Source organism: Faecalibacterium sp. I4-3-84, from assembly GCF_023347255.1.
Lineage (GTDB): Bacteria > Bacillota > Clostridia > Oscillospirales > Ruminococcaceae > Faecalibacterium > Faecalibacterium taiwanense.
The window spans coordinates 226,430-241,137 of record NZ_CP094466.1 but is presented as its reverse complement, the minus strand read 5'-3'; the positions used below and the strand labels follow the sequence as shown (position 1 = coordinate 241,137).

The 14,708-nt window shown below is 57.7% G+C and carries 11 protein-coding genes; all 11 read left to right on the top strand.

What is annotated here, in order from left to right:
* Nucleotides 1–3 precede the first annotated feature (3 nt).
* A complete protein-coding gene (locus MTP41_RS01175; protein WP_005938624.1) occupies nucleotides 4–786 on the top strand; it encodes an amino acid ABC transporter ATP-binding protein in 783 nt (260 codons plus the stop codon).
* A 192-nt stretch (nucleotides 787–978) separates the two neighbouring features.
* Nucleotides 979–2,352 carry an MATE family efflux transporter gene (locus MTP41_RS01170; protein ID WP_249236002.1) on the top strand — a complete coding sequence of 458 codons (1,374 nt, stop codon included), beginning with the start codon at nucleotides 979–981 and terminating at the stop codon, nucleotides 2,350–2,352.
* A 387-nt stretch (nucleotides 2,353–2,739) separates the two neighbouring features.
* On the top strand, nucleotides 2,740–4,962 hold the full coding sequence (recD2, locus tag MTP41_RS01165) for an SF1B family DNA helicase RecD2 (protein ID WP_249236001.1): 2,223 nt from the start codon (nucleotides 2,740–2,742) through the stop codon (nucleotides 4,960–4,962).
* Nucleotides 4,963–5,364: 402 nt separating this feature from the next.
* Nucleotides 5,365–6,390, top strand: coding sequence for a rod shape-determining protein (locus MTP41_RS01160; protein ID WP_005941460.1), 1,026 nt, complete (start codon nucleotides 5,365–5,367; stop codon nucleotides 6,388–6,390).
* A gap of 163 nt (nucleotides 6,391–6,553) precedes the next feature.
* Nucleotides 6,554–6,913 (top strand): OadG family transporter subunit, encoded by a 360-nt coding sequence (locus tag MTP41_RS01155; RefSeq protein ID WP_005941465.1) that lies wholly within the window; start codon nucleotides 6,554–6,556, stop codon nucleotides 6,911–6,913.
* Nucleotides 6,914–6,928: 15 nt separating this feature from the next.
* Complete coding sequence (locus tag MTP41_RS01150; protein WP_223389822.1) at nucleotides 6,929–8,137, top strand: sodium ion-translocating decarboxylase subunit beta; 1,209 nt, start codon at nucleotides 6,929–6,931, stop codon at nucleotides 8,135–8,137.
* A gap of 402 nt (nucleotides 8,138–8,539) precedes the next feature.
* Nucleotides 8,540–11,239: an ATP-dependent helicase gene (locus MTP41_RS01145; RefSeq protein WP_249236000.1), complete on the top strand. Its 2,700-nt coding sequence runs from the start codon at nucleotides 8,540–8,542 to the stop codon at nucleotides 11,237–11,239.
* Between the two features lie 7 nt (nucleotides 11,240–11,246).
* On the top strand, nucleotides 11,247–12,026 hold the full coding sequence (gene thyX / locus MTP41_RS01140) for an FAD-dependent thymidylate synthase (protein WP_120081495.1): 780 nt from the start codon (nucleotides 11,247–11,249) through the stop codon (nucleotides 12,024–12,026).
* The gene (locus tag MTP41_RS01135; RefSeq protein WP_249235999.1) at nucleotides 12,023–12,694 is read left to right on the top strand and encodes a dTMP kinase; all 672 of its coding nucleotides are present in this window, start codon (nucleotides 12,023–12,025) and stop codon (nucleotides 12,692–12,694) included. The genes thyX and MTP41_RS01135 overlap by 4 nt, the downstream gene beginning before the upstream one ends.
* 28 nt (nucleotides 12,695–12,722) lie before the next feature.
* Nucleotides 12,723–13,538 carry a hypothetical protein gene (locus MTP41_RS01130; RefSeq protein ID WP_097775434.1) on the top strand — a complete coding sequence of 272 codons (816 nt, stop codon included), beginning with the start codon at nucleotides 12,723–12,725 and terminating at the stop codon, nucleotides 13,536–13,538.
* 18 nt (nucleotides 13,539–13,556) lie between these two features.
* Nucleotides 13,557–14,696 carry an endolytic transglycosylase MltG gene (gene mltG, locus MTP41_RS01125; RefSeq protein WP_249235998.1) on the top strand — a complete coding sequence of 380 codons (1,140 nt, stop codon included), beginning with the start codon at nucleotides 13,557–13,559 and terminating at the stop codon, nucleotides 14,694–14,696.
* Nucleotides 14,697–14,708: the final 12 nt, after the last annotated feature.

Below are 14,708 nucleotides of genomic sequence, written 5' to 3'. Positions count from 1 at the left end.
ATCATGGCACTGCTTGAAGCCTCCGGCATCGGCAAAAACTTTGGCGATACCAAAGTACTCAAGGATATCTCACTCACGCTGGAACAGGGCGAAGCGCTGGCGATCATCGGCTCGTCCGGCTCCGGTAAGACCACTCTGCTGCGCTGCCTGAACTTTCTGGAACGGCCGGACACTGGCATCATCAAGGTGAACGGCGAGACCATGTGGGACGCTGCCGACCCCGCCACCCAGCGCGAGAGCGAGATCCGCAAAAAGCGGCTGCACTTTGGTCTGGTATTCCAGAACTTCAACCTCTTCCCGCAGTACACCGCCCTGCAGAACGTAATGCTGGCGGGTGAACTGCTGGCGAAGGAGCGCCCGGACTACAAGGCCAACAAAAAGGCCATCCATGCCGAGCTGGAACAGCAGGCACAGGAACTTCTGGCCCAGATGGGCCTTTCTGCCCGGGCAGGCCACTACCCGCACCAGCTTTCCGGCGGTCAGCAGCAGCGCGTGGCCATTGCCCGCGCACTGGCTCTGCACCCGGACATTCTCTGCTTCGACGAGCCGACCTCGGCCCTCGACCCGGAGCTGACCGGCGAGGTGCTGCGCGTCCTGCGCGACCTTGCCGACCGCAAGACCACCATGATCATCGTCACCCACGAGATGCACTTTGCCCGTGACGTGGCCGACCGCATCATGTTCATGGATGGCGGCGTGGTGGTGGAGGAAGGCCCTGCCAAGCAGCTCATTGAGCACCCACAGGAGGAGCGCACCAAACAGTTCCTTGCGCATTACTCGGAATAAGCAAAATCACCAATTCTTGCGGCAAAAATTTGGAAATGTTGATGCAATGCAAATCTTGTAAATCCTGCGTCACTCCACTATAATATCATTCATGAATGTACACGACGTCCTGCCCCTTTCCGGCAGGGCGTTTTTCACGGCAAAAATCACGACATCAAGCCGGTTCCCAGTGTGGCAGGAGGATTTTATACTATGACAAAGGATATGACCCAAGGCAGTCCGCTCAAGCTGATCCTTGCGTTTGCGGTGCCGCTGATGCTGGGCAGCCTGTTCCAGCAGTTCTACAATCTGGCCGATACCATCATCGTGGGCCGCTTTGTGGGCGTGGAAGCGCTGGCCGCTGTGGGCAGCGTGGGCGGTTTGAACTATCTGGTGCTGGGCTTTGTGAACGGCATCGCCTGCGGTTTTTCCATCCCCATCTCGTGGACTTTCGGCGCAAAGGACTACAAGGAGATGCGCCGCTACACTGCCAATACCGTGTGGCTGTCCATCGCTTTTGCCACGGTGCTCACCATCGTTACGGTGGCTATGACCCGGCTGGTGCTGGTGTGGACGAACACCCCGGCCGATATCATCGACCTTGCGGATATCTATATCCGCACCATTTTTGCAGGCATCCCCTTCACTCTGCTTTATAATGTGACCAGCGCCCTGATGCGTGCACTGGGCGACAGCAAGCGCCCGCTGTATTTCCTGCTGGTGGCAAGCTTTTTGAACATCGGGCTGGATCTGGTGTGCATCATCGTGTTCCAGATGGGGGCATTCGGTGCGGCATTTGCCACTGTGGTCAGTCAGGCTGTGGCGGGCATCGGCAGCCTTATTTACATCATGCGCCACTACCCGGAACTGCGCTGGAGCAGGGAAGAGGGCTGTTTCAGCCTGACCCACTGCGCAAAGCTGTGCAGCATGGGCCTTCCCATGGGCCTGCAGTGCAGCATTACCGCCATTGGCAGCGTGGTGCTGCAGGGCGCGGTGAACGGTCTGGGCAGCGACATCGTGGCCGCGCAGACCGCCGGCGGCAAGGCTGCGCAGTTCCTGAGTGTGCCGCTGGAAAGCATCGGCACCGCCATGACCACCTACACCAGCCAGAATATGGGCGCGAAGGATCTGGACCGCGTGGACCGCGGCGTGAACACCGCCCTCGGCATCGGCTGCGTATACAGCATTGCGTCCTTCCTCATCCTGCGCGTGACGGATAAGCTGCTCATCGGCCTGTTCCTGGATGCCAGCGAGACCGCCATCATGGCCAACGCCCAGAGCTTCATCTTCTGGAACAGCGTATTCTATATCCCGCTGGCGGTGCTCATTATCTACCGCTACACCATTCAGGGTCTGGGCTTCTCCGGCCTTGCCATGTTTGCCGGTGTGGCCGAGATGGTGGCCCGCGCCATGGTGGGCTTCTGGTTCGTGCCGCTGTGGGGCTACTTTGCGGCCTGCATCGCAAACCCAGTGGCATGGTTCTTTGCCTGCTTCTTCCTCATTCCGGCCTATTTTGTGGTGCGCAAACGCCTGCAGAAGGAAAAGGACATCGAGAAGGAACACGATGCCCGCACCGCAAACGCTTAAAGAATGTTCGCAAGCTCTCCTGCAAAGGGGAGCTTTTTTGCTGTTCGGGCTGTAGGGCAGCCTACGGTTTCAGGGAACTTTATCAGGTGCTACTGTGGGAGTTTTATCTGATACAGTGACGGATTATTAACGCTGATGCGATGAAAAATACAGTGTATCAAGCTGATACAGTGCCCCTTGATTGATACAGTGAGTCAGTGTATCAGGGCAGGCCAGTGTATCAACCTGATACACTGGCAAAAAGAAACATAAGTAAGTTATATATTTCTCACTGTATCATGTGTTTCTCCACGGTAGGGCTGCACTGCAGTCTGCCCGGATGATTTACAAATCCCGCCAAAAGCGTTATACTACTTATAATTGTGTAATTTGGCAGGAGGTGAGCGCATGGCAGAGCAGCAGCTGGAACAGATCGAGGGCACCGTGGAGGACATCATCTACGAGAACACCGACAACGGCTATATGGTGTTCGAGGTGTCCGGCGGCGGTGTGGTCACAGTGGTGTGCGGCATTGTAGGTGAACTGCACGCGGGCGAAAGCGTGGTCTGCCGCGGCCGCTACGAGAACCACGCCACCTATGGCCGCCAGTTCCACGCACAGGAGTGCGAGACCGACATGCCCAAGGATCTGGAAGCGGTGTACGCGTTCCTTGCCAGCCGGTCACTGCCGTACATCGGGGCCAAGACGGCGGATAAGATCATCGACCTGTTCGGTGCCGAGGCGCTTGAGGTGATCGCCAACGACCCGGCCCGGCTCACGCAGGTGCCCGGCATCTCGGCGGACAAGGCCGACCGCATCCAGCAGGAATTCAAGCGGATGTTTGGGATGCGGGAGCTGATCGCCTATCTGGCGCAGTTCGAGATCAGCCCGCGCCGCGCGATGGAGGTGTTCCGCACCTTCGGCCCCGGGGCCATGCAGGCCATTGCGGCAAATCCCTATCTGCTCTGCGGCGAACCGCTGCAGCTGGATTTCCGCCACGCGGATAGCATTGCCCAGTATTACCACATGGAAGGCGACTGCGCCCAGCGGCTGGAAGCGGCCCTGCTGCGCACCCTGCGCCACAACGCGGGCAACGGCCACACCTGCCTGCCGCGCACCCAGCTGCTGGAAACAGCATCCAATTTTATCCATCAGCCGCCGGAAAAGCTGGCTACTGCGTTGGACGAGTGCATCCGCACCGAAGAACTGCGGGTGAAGCTGTTTGACGGCACACCGTATATTTATCTGCCAGACCTGCTGGAAGCCGAGGAGGACATTGCCGCCCGGCTTGCCATGCTGACAAAACGGGGCAAGAATACCGCCCACGGGCTGGATAAAAACATTCAAATTCTGGAACTGACGCAGGGCTTTGCCTATGCGCCCCTGCAGAAGGAAGCCATCCGCAAAGCCATGACCGAGAACTGCCTTGTGCTTACCGGTGGCCCCGGCACCGGCAAGACCACCACCGTCAACGCCATTCTGCAGCTGCTGGAAGATCAGGCGGAACGGGTGGCCCTGTGTGCGCCCACCGGCCGCGCGGCTAAACGGCTGAGTGAGCTGACCGGCCGCAAGGCCAGCACCATCCACCGTCTTTTGGAGGTGGACTACACCGGCGGCGTGGTCAGCTTTATCCACAACGACAAGAATCTGCTCAAGTGCGATGTGGTCATTCTGGACGAAATGAGCATGGTGGATGTGAAGCTGTTTCAGGCCCTGATCGCAGCGCTGCGCTACAGCTGCCGCATTATCATGGTAGGTGATGCCGACCAGCTGCCCAGCGTCGGCCCCGGCAATATTCTGGGCGAGATCATCCGCTCCGGGCTGGTGCCCACCGTGTGCCTGAACGAGATCTTCCGGCAGGCAAAGCGCAGCCTGATCGTGGAGAACGCCCACCACATCATCTCAGGTGAACCGCTGCAGAAGGGCGGTAAGACCGACGACTTCTTCTTTTTGGAATCGGACGGCGATGCGGCCCAGCGGTTGGTGTGTGATCTGGTCACCACCCGCCTGCCGCGCAGCTACGGCTTCGATCCGATCCGGGACATTCAGGTGCTGTGCCCCACCAAGCTTGGCCCTACCGGCACACAGGCACTGAACGTGGAGCTGCAGAACCTGCTCAACCCGGAGCAGACGGGCAAGCCCCAGCTGCAAAGCGCATCCCGGGTGTTCCGCGTGGGCGATAAGGTGATGCAGGTGCGCAATAATTACGAGATCATCTGGAACCGCATTGGCGGGGAGCAGGGCGTGGGTGCCTACAATGGCGACATCGGCATTGTGGAGAGCATCAACACGCGGGATCGCTCCATGGTGGTGCGCATGGATGACAAGCGGCTGGTCTACCCGGCAGAGAACCTGGGCGAGCTGGAGATCGCCTATGCCATCACGGTACACAAAAGTCAGGGCAGCGAGTTCCCGGCGGTGATCCTGCCGGTGGCGCAGGTGCCGCCGCGGCTGTGCTACCGCAACCTGTTCTACACCGGCGTTACCCGTGCACGGAAGCTGTGCATCGTGGCGGGCCGCAGGGACGTTGTGAACCGCATGATGGGCAACATCCGCCAGAACCTGCGCTACAGCGGCCTTGCCTATCTTTTGCAGGCAGAGCTGCCGCCGGAACAGACGGAAACAGAATAGGGCAGGCCAGCAGATAGCTTTCTCCGCGAACAGCCCGGAACCCACGGTTCCGCCCCAATACTTCGTATCGGGGCCCCACTTCCCGGTCATTCGCTGGAGAAACTATCTGCCGTCCTGATGGCATCGGCACCGTTCGCTCCGGCAAGATGCGCGAAGCCATGTCTAAAGTGTAGGCTGCGACTAAAATCGACAGAAAAGCCCGACGGGAAGTGCGAGGACTTCTCACGCTGGTGGTCTGGCGAGCGCAGGCGGGACGGAGTGAACGGTGACAATACTGCATTGCGTCAAAACCGGTATACATTTTGCGGCAACTATGCTATACTGTAAGCTGGTATGATTTCCGGCCTGCATCAACAGGCCGTTGTTTCGATAGAGGAACCAGAGAAAGGAAAAAGAGAACTTATGGCACAGAACGATATCGGTATCGATCTTGGTACCACTACTATTATCATTGCGCAGGAGGGCAAGGGTGTTGTGCTCAACCAGCCCAGCGTTGTGGCAATGGATACCCGCAAGAAGACCGTGCTGGAAGCAGGCGATAAGGCCCTTGCTATGGTGGGCCGCACCCCGAACTATATTTCTGCCATCTTCCCGCTGAAGGACGGTGTGATCAGTGACCATACCATGACCCGTGAGCTGATCTGCCGTTTTGTCAAGCAGGTGTACAGCTCCCACATGGTCAAGCCCCGCGTGGCCGTCTGTGTGCCCGCCGCCATTACCGGCATTGAAAGCGATGCCGTGGTGGAGGCTGTGGTGGCCGCTGGTGCCCGTCAGGTGTACCTGATCGACGAACCCATTGCCGCTGCCCTTGGCTCCGGCATCGACATCACCCAGCCGGAGGGCCGCATGATCATTGATATCGGCGGCGGCACCACCGATATTGCAGTGCTTTCTCTGGGCGGCAAGGTCAAGGCCACCAGCGTACGCGTGGCCGGCAACCACTACGACGAAGAGATCCTCAAGTTCGTGCGCAACAAGTACAGCGTTGCCATTGGCCAGCGCACCGCCGAAGAGCTGAAAAAGAATGTGGCCTGCTGCCCCCAGAAGACTGATTTCCACGAGACCATGGAGATCAAGGGCCGCAGCCTGCTCACCGGCCTGCCGGTGCGTGTGAATGTTTCCACTGACGACCTGTACGACCCGGTCATGATGCTCAGCGAGCAGATCGGCACCGCAGCCCATCAGGTGCTGGAAAAGACCCCTCCGGAACTGGCAGGCGATATCTTCCGCAATGGTGTCATGCTGACCGGCGGCGGTGCACAGCTGCACGGCCTTACCGAATACCTGAGCGAAGAGCTGAAGGTGGAGGTGACAGTTTCGCCCGATCCCGTCAACTGTGTGGCACTGGGCACTGCCATGAGCCTTGGCCTGAACGACAAGCTGGAAACCGGCTTTTTGGATGCAACGCCCCGCATTGGCCGCAGATAATCAAAGCTGCACCATTTATCCATGAATCTGAACAAAAGCGCCAAAAAGAAAAAATATCTATTTTTGTTGAAATAAATTGGAAAATAAGGTATAATGTACCCAAATTGATTTTCTGCTGACGATCTTGTATCGGACGCAGTATACAAGAAACAGGAGGAAAACCATGGATTTAGGTTTTGACGTGGTCGTTACCATTACCGGCATCGTACTGGTGTTCTTGATCCTTATCCTGCTGATGGCGATTATCACGCTGGAAGGCAAGATCTTCGATTCGATGAACGCAAAGAAGAAGGCTGCCAAGGAAGCCGCCAAGGCTCCCGCTGCACAGCCCGCTGCACCCGTGCAGCAGGCCGCAGCTGCTCCCGCTCCTCAGGTGGAAGAGGGCATTCCCGGTGATGTGATCGCCGCCATTATGGCAGCAATCCATGCAATGGGCAACGGCAAGTACACCCTCAAGGCTGTGCGCCGCAGCAAGAACGGCTGGGGCAATGCGGGTGTAAACGACACCACCGCACCGTTTTAACAGAGGAGGAAGAGCATGACACAGTTTATTGATACTCTGGTCGGTATTTTCCAAAGCTCCGGCTTTGCGAAGTTTGGCGAGCCGGGCGGCTACCTGTACGCAGTTATGATCTGCGTGGGCTGTTTTTTGCTGTACCTGGCCATCGTCAAAGAGTTTGAGCCGCTGATCCTGCTGCCCATGGCATTCGGCATGATCCTGGCAAACCTGCCCGGCAGCGGCGTTATCCACATGCAATATTTCGTCGGTGACGGTCTGGAACACCCCATGTGGGTGGAGATCCTGAACAACGGTGGTCTGGCCGATATGCTCTACATGGGCGTTAAGTTGGGCATCTACCCGCCGCTGATTTTCCTGGGCATCGGCACCATGACCGACTTCGCACCCCTGATCTCCAACCCCAAGAGCCTGCTGCTGGGCGCTGCCGCTCAGTTCGGCATCTTCGGTACTTACATGGGCGCTCGTCTGCTGACCGCTACCGGTCTGGTGGACTTCACCCAGAAGCAGTCTGCTGCTATCGCCATCATCGGCGGTGCAGACGGTCCTACCGCTATCTTCGTTACCTCCCGTCTGGCACCTGAGCTGCTGGGCTCCATCGCTGTGGCGGCCTACAGTTACATGGCTCTGGTGCCTGTTATCCAGCCGCCCATCATGAAGGCACTGACCACCAAGAAGGAACGTACCGTCGTGATGAAGCAGCTGCGCACCGTCTCCAAGACCGAGAGGATCATCTTCCCGATCATGGTCACCATCATTGTCTCTCTGATCGTGCCCGATGCCGCTGTTCTGGTGGGTATGCTGATGCTGGGCAACCTGATGAAGGAGTGCGGCGTTGTGGATCGCATCCAGAAGACTGCCGGCAATGAGCTGATGAACATTATCACCATCTTCCTGGCACTGTCCGTTGGCTGCACCACCTCTGCAAACACCTTCCTGAACACCCGCACCCTGTTCATCATCGTGCTGGGCCTGATCGCATTCTCCTTCGGCACTGCTGCCGGTGTGCTGTGCGGCAAGGTGATGTACAAGCTGACCGGTGGTCAGGTGAACCCGCTGATCGGTTCCGCAGGCGTTTCCGCTGTGCCTATGGCCGCTCGCGTTTCCCAGAAGGTTGGCCAGAGCGAGAATCCCTCCAACTTCCTGCTGATGCACGCAATGGGCCCCAACGTGGCCGGTGTTATCGGCTCCGCCGTTGCTGCTGGTATCCTGATCAACATTTTCAGCTAAGCGCTTTCTGAAAAGCATTTTTCCGCCCGTCGGTTCGCAAGAGCTGCCGGGCGGTTTTTGTTTTACGATTTGAAATGCCCGCCGCGTTTGCTTTGGGCATAAAATAAGGAAATTATATTATTTATTTCGTGTTTGTCGCAGCCTGCGGGCTGCTCCAAACACATTTTCACAAAAAGGCCGTAACGAAAAACGGCTGCTGTTTTATCAGATGCAATTTTTCTCTACGACCTCTTTCGTGAAAAAGTAACTCCGAAAAGCCCGCAGGCTTTTCGGAGTTACAAATTATAAAAATATTTTTTCCGCTGAAAATAGCCAGAGCGAACGCGGCGGCTATTCTCAATCGTTTTGAAATGTGGTATACTGTATTTTGATAGTATAAACATAAAAGGAACAGGGGAAACCATGGCAACAGATCTCACACAGGAATTCTGCGCTCTGCGCGATACCTATATCGAAAAACAGTTTGGCCGCCTGAACGATATGCAGCGGCAGGCAGTGTTCACCACCGATGGCCCGCTGCTCATCCTTGCTGGTGCAGGCAGCGGCAAGACCACCGTGCTGGTAAACCGCATTGCAAACCTCATCCGGTTCGGCTCGGCCCACGGCTCCAAACAGACACCGCGCCCGGCCACGGAGGACGATATCAAGGCTCTGCGCAACGCCATCATGACCGGCACTGCCGCCCCCAGCTGGCTGGACGGGATGCTGCGCCAGAACGCTGTGCGCAGCTGGAACGTGATGGCCATCACCTTTACCAACAAGGCGGCAGGGGAGCTGAAGGAACGTTTGCGCCGGATGCTGGGCGGTGAAGAAGGCGACGAAGTGTTCGCTTCCACCTTCCACTCGGCCTGTGTGCGCATCCTGCGCCGCTGGGCGGAGGAGATCGGCTATCCGCGCAGCTTTACTATCTACGATACCGATGATTCCCAGCGCGTGATGAAGGCCGTGTATAAAGAGCTTGGCTTAGATGAGAAATCTGTAGCAATTAAGACGGCAATCAATATGATGAGCGCACGAAAAGATCAAATGGTTAGCCCCACCGATGCGTTAAAAGATCCAACATTGGGAATTGAGGGCAAGTACGATCGATATAAATGCGAAATTTCGGCCAGAGCATATGCCGCTTATGAGAAAAAGCTCAAAGAAGCCGGAGCATTCGACTTTGACGATCTGATCTACCAGACTGTGCAGCTGCTGGCCGAGCACAAGGATGTGCGGGATTTCTACCAGAACAAATACCGCTATCTGCTGGTGGACGAGTATCAGGACACCAGTGTGGCGCAGTTCCGTCTGGTGAGCCTCCTCACCGGCCCGGAAAAGAACATCTGCGTGGTGGGCGATGATGACCAGAGCATCTACCGCTTTCGCGGCGCTACCATTGAGAACATCCTTAATTTCGAGCGCGTTTACCCGGGCACCAAGACCATCCGTCTGGAACAAAACTACCGCTCTACGTCCAATATCCTGAACGCGGCGAACTGTGTCATTCAGCACAACACCGAGCGCAAGGGCAAGACCCTGTGGACCAGCAATGGCGAGGGCGATAAGGTGCAGGTGTACACCGCCGAGAACGAGCAGGACGAGGCCAGCCACATCGCGGATGTGATCGGCCAGCACCTGAAAGAGGGCGGACATCTGGCCGACCACGCCATCCTCTACCGCATGAACGCCCAATCGGCCCCCATCGAAAGCTACTTTACCCGTGCAGGCATCCCACACAAGATCGTGGGCGGCCAGCGCTTCAACGACCGCAAAGAGGTCAAGGATATCCATTCCTACATGTCCATCGTGGCGAACCCCCGCGATGATGTGCGCCTGCGCCGCATCATCAACGAGCCTGCCCGCAAGATCGGTGCCACCACCGTGGAGGTCATTGCCGATCTGGCCGCGCAGGAGGGCGTGAGCATGCTGGACATCATCGGCCATGCCGACCAATATGCAAAGCTCAGCCGCGCCGTAATGCCGCTGCTCAAGTTCTGGCAGATCTATCAGCGCCTGCAGGATTCTTTGGAGACCCGCACGCTGGACGAGTTTGCAGCCGATGTGATCGAGCTGACCGGCTATAAGGCCATGCTGGAAGCCGATGCAGCCAAGGGCCACGAGGATGCGGCTGACCGCCTGCAGAACCTTGGTCAGCTGGTCAACAACGTCAAGAACTACTGCGACCAGCACGGTGAGGAAGCCACGCTGGAAGGCTATCTGGAAGATATCGCCCTCATCAGCGATATCGACAGCTATAACGAGAGCGCCGATCAGGTGGTGCTCATGACCATCCACTCCGCCAAGGGTCTGGAATTTCCGTATGTGTTCCTGATTGGCATGGAGGAGGGCGTGTTCCCCAGCGAGATGAGCAAGTATTCCGAAGCTGATCTGGAAGAGGAGCGCCGCCTTGCCTACGTGGGCATCACCCGCGCCAAGAAGGAGCTGTACATCTCCAACAGCGTTTCCCGGATGCTGTATGGCCGCACCCAGCGCAACGAGCCGAGCCGCTTTTTGCGGGAGATCGAGCCGGAGTATATCGAGGAGACCCGCAGCCCGGTACTGGAACAGCGCTCCCGCTTTGGCGGCTGGGGCGACAGCTATCGTGATACGGTGCCCGGTGGTGCATCCGGTTACTCCGGGCCGTCCGGATGGGGCCGCAGCGCCAGTGGGTACGGTACGGGCGGCTACGGAAGCGGCTATAGCAATCGCAGCGGCTACCTGAACCGCGAATACAACGCGGGCGAGGGCCGCGGCTTTGGCTCGGCCTATGCAAACCGGGGCCAGAGCCAGAGCGGATACGGTTCCGGCTATGGCCGCAGCGGCGCAGGTACTGGATATGGTTCTGGTTACAGTTCTGCATATTCTGACGGAACAACGCAGAAAAAATCTGCAAAGCAAATCTCCTTTACAGGCACGCCGGCAGCAAAAACCGCTGCAAAAGGCGCAAAACACTATGAGCCGGGCGATCTTGTGGAGCACAAGGTGTTCGGACGCGGTCAGGTGGTGGCTGTGAAGCCTGCCGCCGGAGATCAGATCGTGGAGATCAACTTTGAAAAGGTGGGCATCAAAAAGACCATGGCCAATTTTGCGCCCCTGACCAAAATCACTGCGGAGGAATAACACACTTATGATGACTGTTCGTTTGATCGCACATACCCCTGAACCGGAAAAGGTGGTGGCTGCAGCGGCAAAGCTCTGCTATTCCGATGCGCACATCACCGACCTGCTGGACGGCCTGACCGAGGAAAAGACCGCGAAGTTCCTGACCATGCTCAGCGATCTGGGCCATGCCAGCCCCATTGAACATGCCAGCTTCACCTTTGGCATCGAGGGGGTCAGCCGCACTTTGCTGGCGCAGATCACCCGCCACCGCATTGCATCCTTCAGTGTGCAGAGCCAGCGCTATGTACGGCTGGACGATTTCCGTTATGTGGTACCGCCCGAGATCGAAGCCATCCCGGAAGCAAAGGAAGCTTTCCTTGCCAGCATGGAAGAGGACGCAAAGCGCTACCTCGACCTTGCCCACAAGCTGGAAGAAGGCCACACCGCCCGCCTGATGGCTGAAGGAATGCCGGAAAAGCAGGCCCGCGCCAAGGCCAGCAAGCAGGCCAACGAGGATGCCCGCTTTGTACTGCCCAACGCTTGCGAGACTAAGATGGTGGTCACCATGAATGCCCGCAGCCTGCAGAACTTTTTCCACCTGCGCTGCTGCAGTCGCGCCCAGTGGGAGATCCGGGAGCTGGCCGAAAAAATGTTTGAGCTGGTGTATCCGGTGGCACCGCATATCTTTGCAAAGTCCGGCCCGGCCTGTGTATCCGGCCCCTGCCCGGAGGGAAAAATGTGCTGCGGGAAAACCGCTGAGGTGCGCGCAAAATATGCATCCATCAAGGAGGCTGCAGGCGTATGAGCAAGGGAAAACTGATCGCCATTGAAGGACTGGACGGCAGCGGCAAGGCCACGCAGGCAAAGCTGCTGGCCGGGTATCTGGCTGCACAGGGCCTTGCGGTGCGCGAGGTGAGCTTCCCGGACTACGGCAGTGACTCCAGCGCCCTTGTAAAAATGTATCTGGCAGGGCAGTTCGGCCAGCACCCGGACGATGTAAACGCCTATGCAGCCTCCAGCTTTTATGCGGTGGACCGCTATGCCAGCTACAAAAAGGACTGGGGCAGTTTTTACGAGAATGGCGGCATCGTCATTGCCGACCGCTACACCACCTCCAACGCGGTGCACCAGTGCTCCAAGCTTCCGCCGGAGCAGTGGGAGAGTTTTCTCGGCTGGCTGTTTGATTTTGAGTTCCATCTGCTGGGCCTGCCTGCGCCGGATGAGGTGATCTACTTACAGGTAGACCCCGCCGTGAGCCAGAAGCTTATGACCCAGCGTTACCACGGCGACGAGAGCAGGAAGGATGTGCACGAGAAGGATACCGAGTATCTTGCCCGCAGCCGCTGCGCCGCCGAGTATTGTGCCGCGCACCTTGGCTGGGCCGTCGTGCATTGCACCAGCGGGGACAACATGCGCAGCATCGAAGACATTCAGGCTGAAGTGCAGGAGATCGTGTTGAAGCAGCTGACATAATTTTCGATAAGAGGGGGCATCCTGACAGATGTATCGTTTGATGCAGCCGGAAGATAAACCGGCAGTGCTGGCTTTATGGCAGAGCCAGCGCAATGAATCGGAAGAATTTGCCAAAAAGGCCATTGAGCAGTTTGCAGGCGAGCAGAACGTCTATGTGGCCGAGGAAAATGACGAGATCGCCGCGGTGGCGCTGGCTGTGCCGGTCACGCTGCAGGGCCGCAGCGGCACCTACCTGTACGGTCTGTGCGGCGAGGGCAGCCTGATCCTGGCGGGCCTTGTGGACTATCTGTGTGCCCAGCAAAAGCTGCGCGGCGCAGGGTTTACGGTGGCGGTGCCCACCAGCCCGGAGCAGGCCGCACTGCTGCAGGATAAGGGCTTTGCATGGGCCTTCGCCCTGCGCTGTCTTCCCCGCGAGGTGGAGCGCAACCTGTGGAGTCAGGCGGAATTTGATTCCGTCACCGCCAAAAAGCTGTGTGAGCTGCGGGAGCGCTTCTGGCCCGATACCGTGCAGCTGACCCCGGAGCGCATGGCCGTGGTGTTGGGAGATCTGTACTCCTCCGGTGCCACCATCGTTTCCAGCGCCCACGGCTATGGTATTTATTTCCGCAAGGAGGATACGCTTTACTTTGTGGAGCTGCAGGCCGACAATGACCGCGCCGCCGAAGTACTGATGGAAGCCGCCCGCGAAAAGGAAGTCATCGTGGAAAAGGCGGTCATTACAGTGGGCGCATCCCAGCCGCTGTTCCTCGGCGAGGGCACCCGGCAGGACTACGGCATGATCCGCTTTGATGCCGAACCCTTTGATGTAGCCGAAAGCTACATGCGCCTGATGCTGGAAAACTAAGATAAAAGGAAGGTGCTTATGGCACACGAAAAAAACACCCGCAAAAAAGGCGGTGTAGGGAAGATCCTGCAGGTGCTGGTGGTACTGCTGGCACTGGCCGTTGGCGGGGCGCTGCTGTTTGCGCACAACGAGATCAGCGGCAATGGCAGACCCGGCACGGAGGTAACGGTGAGCATCCCACAGGGCAGCGGCGTTTCCGTTATTGCGCAAAAGCTCAAGGATGCGGGTGTGATCCGCTCGGCCTATCTGTTCCGCTGGTATGTGGGGCAAAAGGGCGCGGCATCAAAGCTGCAGTATGGCGATTTTACCCTGCAGAAGAGTGCCTGTTCTTACGATGCCATTATTGCGGTCCTGTCCACCTACGCCAAGGCCGAAACGGTGCGCGTGACCATCCCAGAGGGAACCACGGCCATTGCCATTGCCCAGAAGATGGAAGCCGCCGGGCTGTGCAACGCCAAGGATTTCCTGAAGGAAGCCAACGAGGGTGATTTCAGCGAATACACCTTCTGGCAGTACGTGCCGGACGATGCCGACGCGCCGGACCGCTTTATGAAGTGCGAGGGCTATCTCTTCCCGGAGACCTACGAATTTTTAAAGGACGACACCGTGCACAACTATGTAGCCACCTACTATGCCCAGTTCGATGCACAGATCACCGATGAGATGTATGCAGAACTAAAAAAGCAGGATATGACCCTGCCCCAGCTGATCACACTGGCATCCTTTGTGCAGGAGGAAGCGGGCAACAGTCAGGACTCGAACGTGGCACAGGTGTTCCGCAACCGTCTGGCTGCGGATTCGCCCTATCCGCGCCTGCAGAGCAACACCTCCAGCTATATCCAGAGCGACAGTGACAACAATTACCTCTGGAACTGGGTCGCACCCTACTATGGAGGCTGGGATAATATCCCGGGAAATATCGTGGCTGCGTATGATACCTACAGCTGCAAGGGTCTGCCTGCTGGGCCGATCTCGAACCCCGGCATTGCGGCCATCAAGGCAGCGCTGGCCCCACAGCCCAATGAGGAAGCCAAGGATGCCTATTTTTTTGTGACCGACCTCAAGGGCAGCTATTATTATGCCCGCACCCTGAGCGAACACAACGCAAACTGCCAGAAGGCAGCACAAGTGAACAAAACTGTGAATACGGAAAAATGAGAGGAATTTGAA

Excerpts from the sequence above, each read along its gene's own strand:
- MTP41_RS01175 (WP_005938624.1), top strand. The coding sequence starts at position 4 with ATGGCACTGCTTGAAGCCTCCGGCATCGGCAAAAACTTTGGCGATACC.
- MTP41_RS01170 (WP_249236002.1), top strand. The coding sequence starts at position 979 with ATGACAAAGGATATGACCCAAGGCAGTCCGCTCAAGCTGATCCTTGCG.
- recD2 (WP_249236001.1), top strand. The coding sequence starts at position 2,740 with ATGGCAGAGCAGCAGCTGGAACAGATCGAGGGCACCGTGGAGGACATC.
- MTP41_RS01160 (WP_005941460.1), top strand. The coding sequence starts at position 5,365 with ATGGCACAGAACGATATCGGTATCGATCTTGGTACCACTACTATTATC.
- MTP41_RS01155 (WP_005941465.1), top strand. The coding sequence starts at position 6,554 with ATGGATTTAGGTTTTGACGTGGTCGTTACCATTACCGGCATCGTACTG.
- MTP41_RS01150 (WP_223389822.1), top strand. The coding sequence starts at position 6,929 with ATGACACAGTTTATTGATACTCTGGTCGGTATTTTCCAAAGCTCCGGC.
- MTP41_RS01145 (WP_249236000.1), top strand. The coding sequence starts at position 8,540 with ATGGCAACAGATCTCACACAGGAATTCTGCGCTCTGCGCGATACCTAT.
- thyX (WP_120081495.1), top strand. The coding sequence starts at position 11,247 with ATGATGACTGTTCGTTTGATCGCACATACCCCTGAACCGGAAAAGGTG.
- MTP41_RS01135 (WP_249235999.1), top strand. The coding sequence starts at position 12,023 with ATGAGCAAGGGAAAACTGATCGCCATTGAAGGACTGGACGGCAGCGGC.
- MTP41_RS01130 (WP_097775434.1), top strand. The coding sequence starts at position 12,723 with ATGTATCGTTTGATGCAGCCGGAAGATAAACCGGCAGTGCTGGCTTTA.
- mltG (WP_249235998.1), top strand. The coding sequence starts at position 13,557 with ATGGCACACGAAAAAAACACCCGCAAAAAAGGCGGTGTAGGGAAGATC.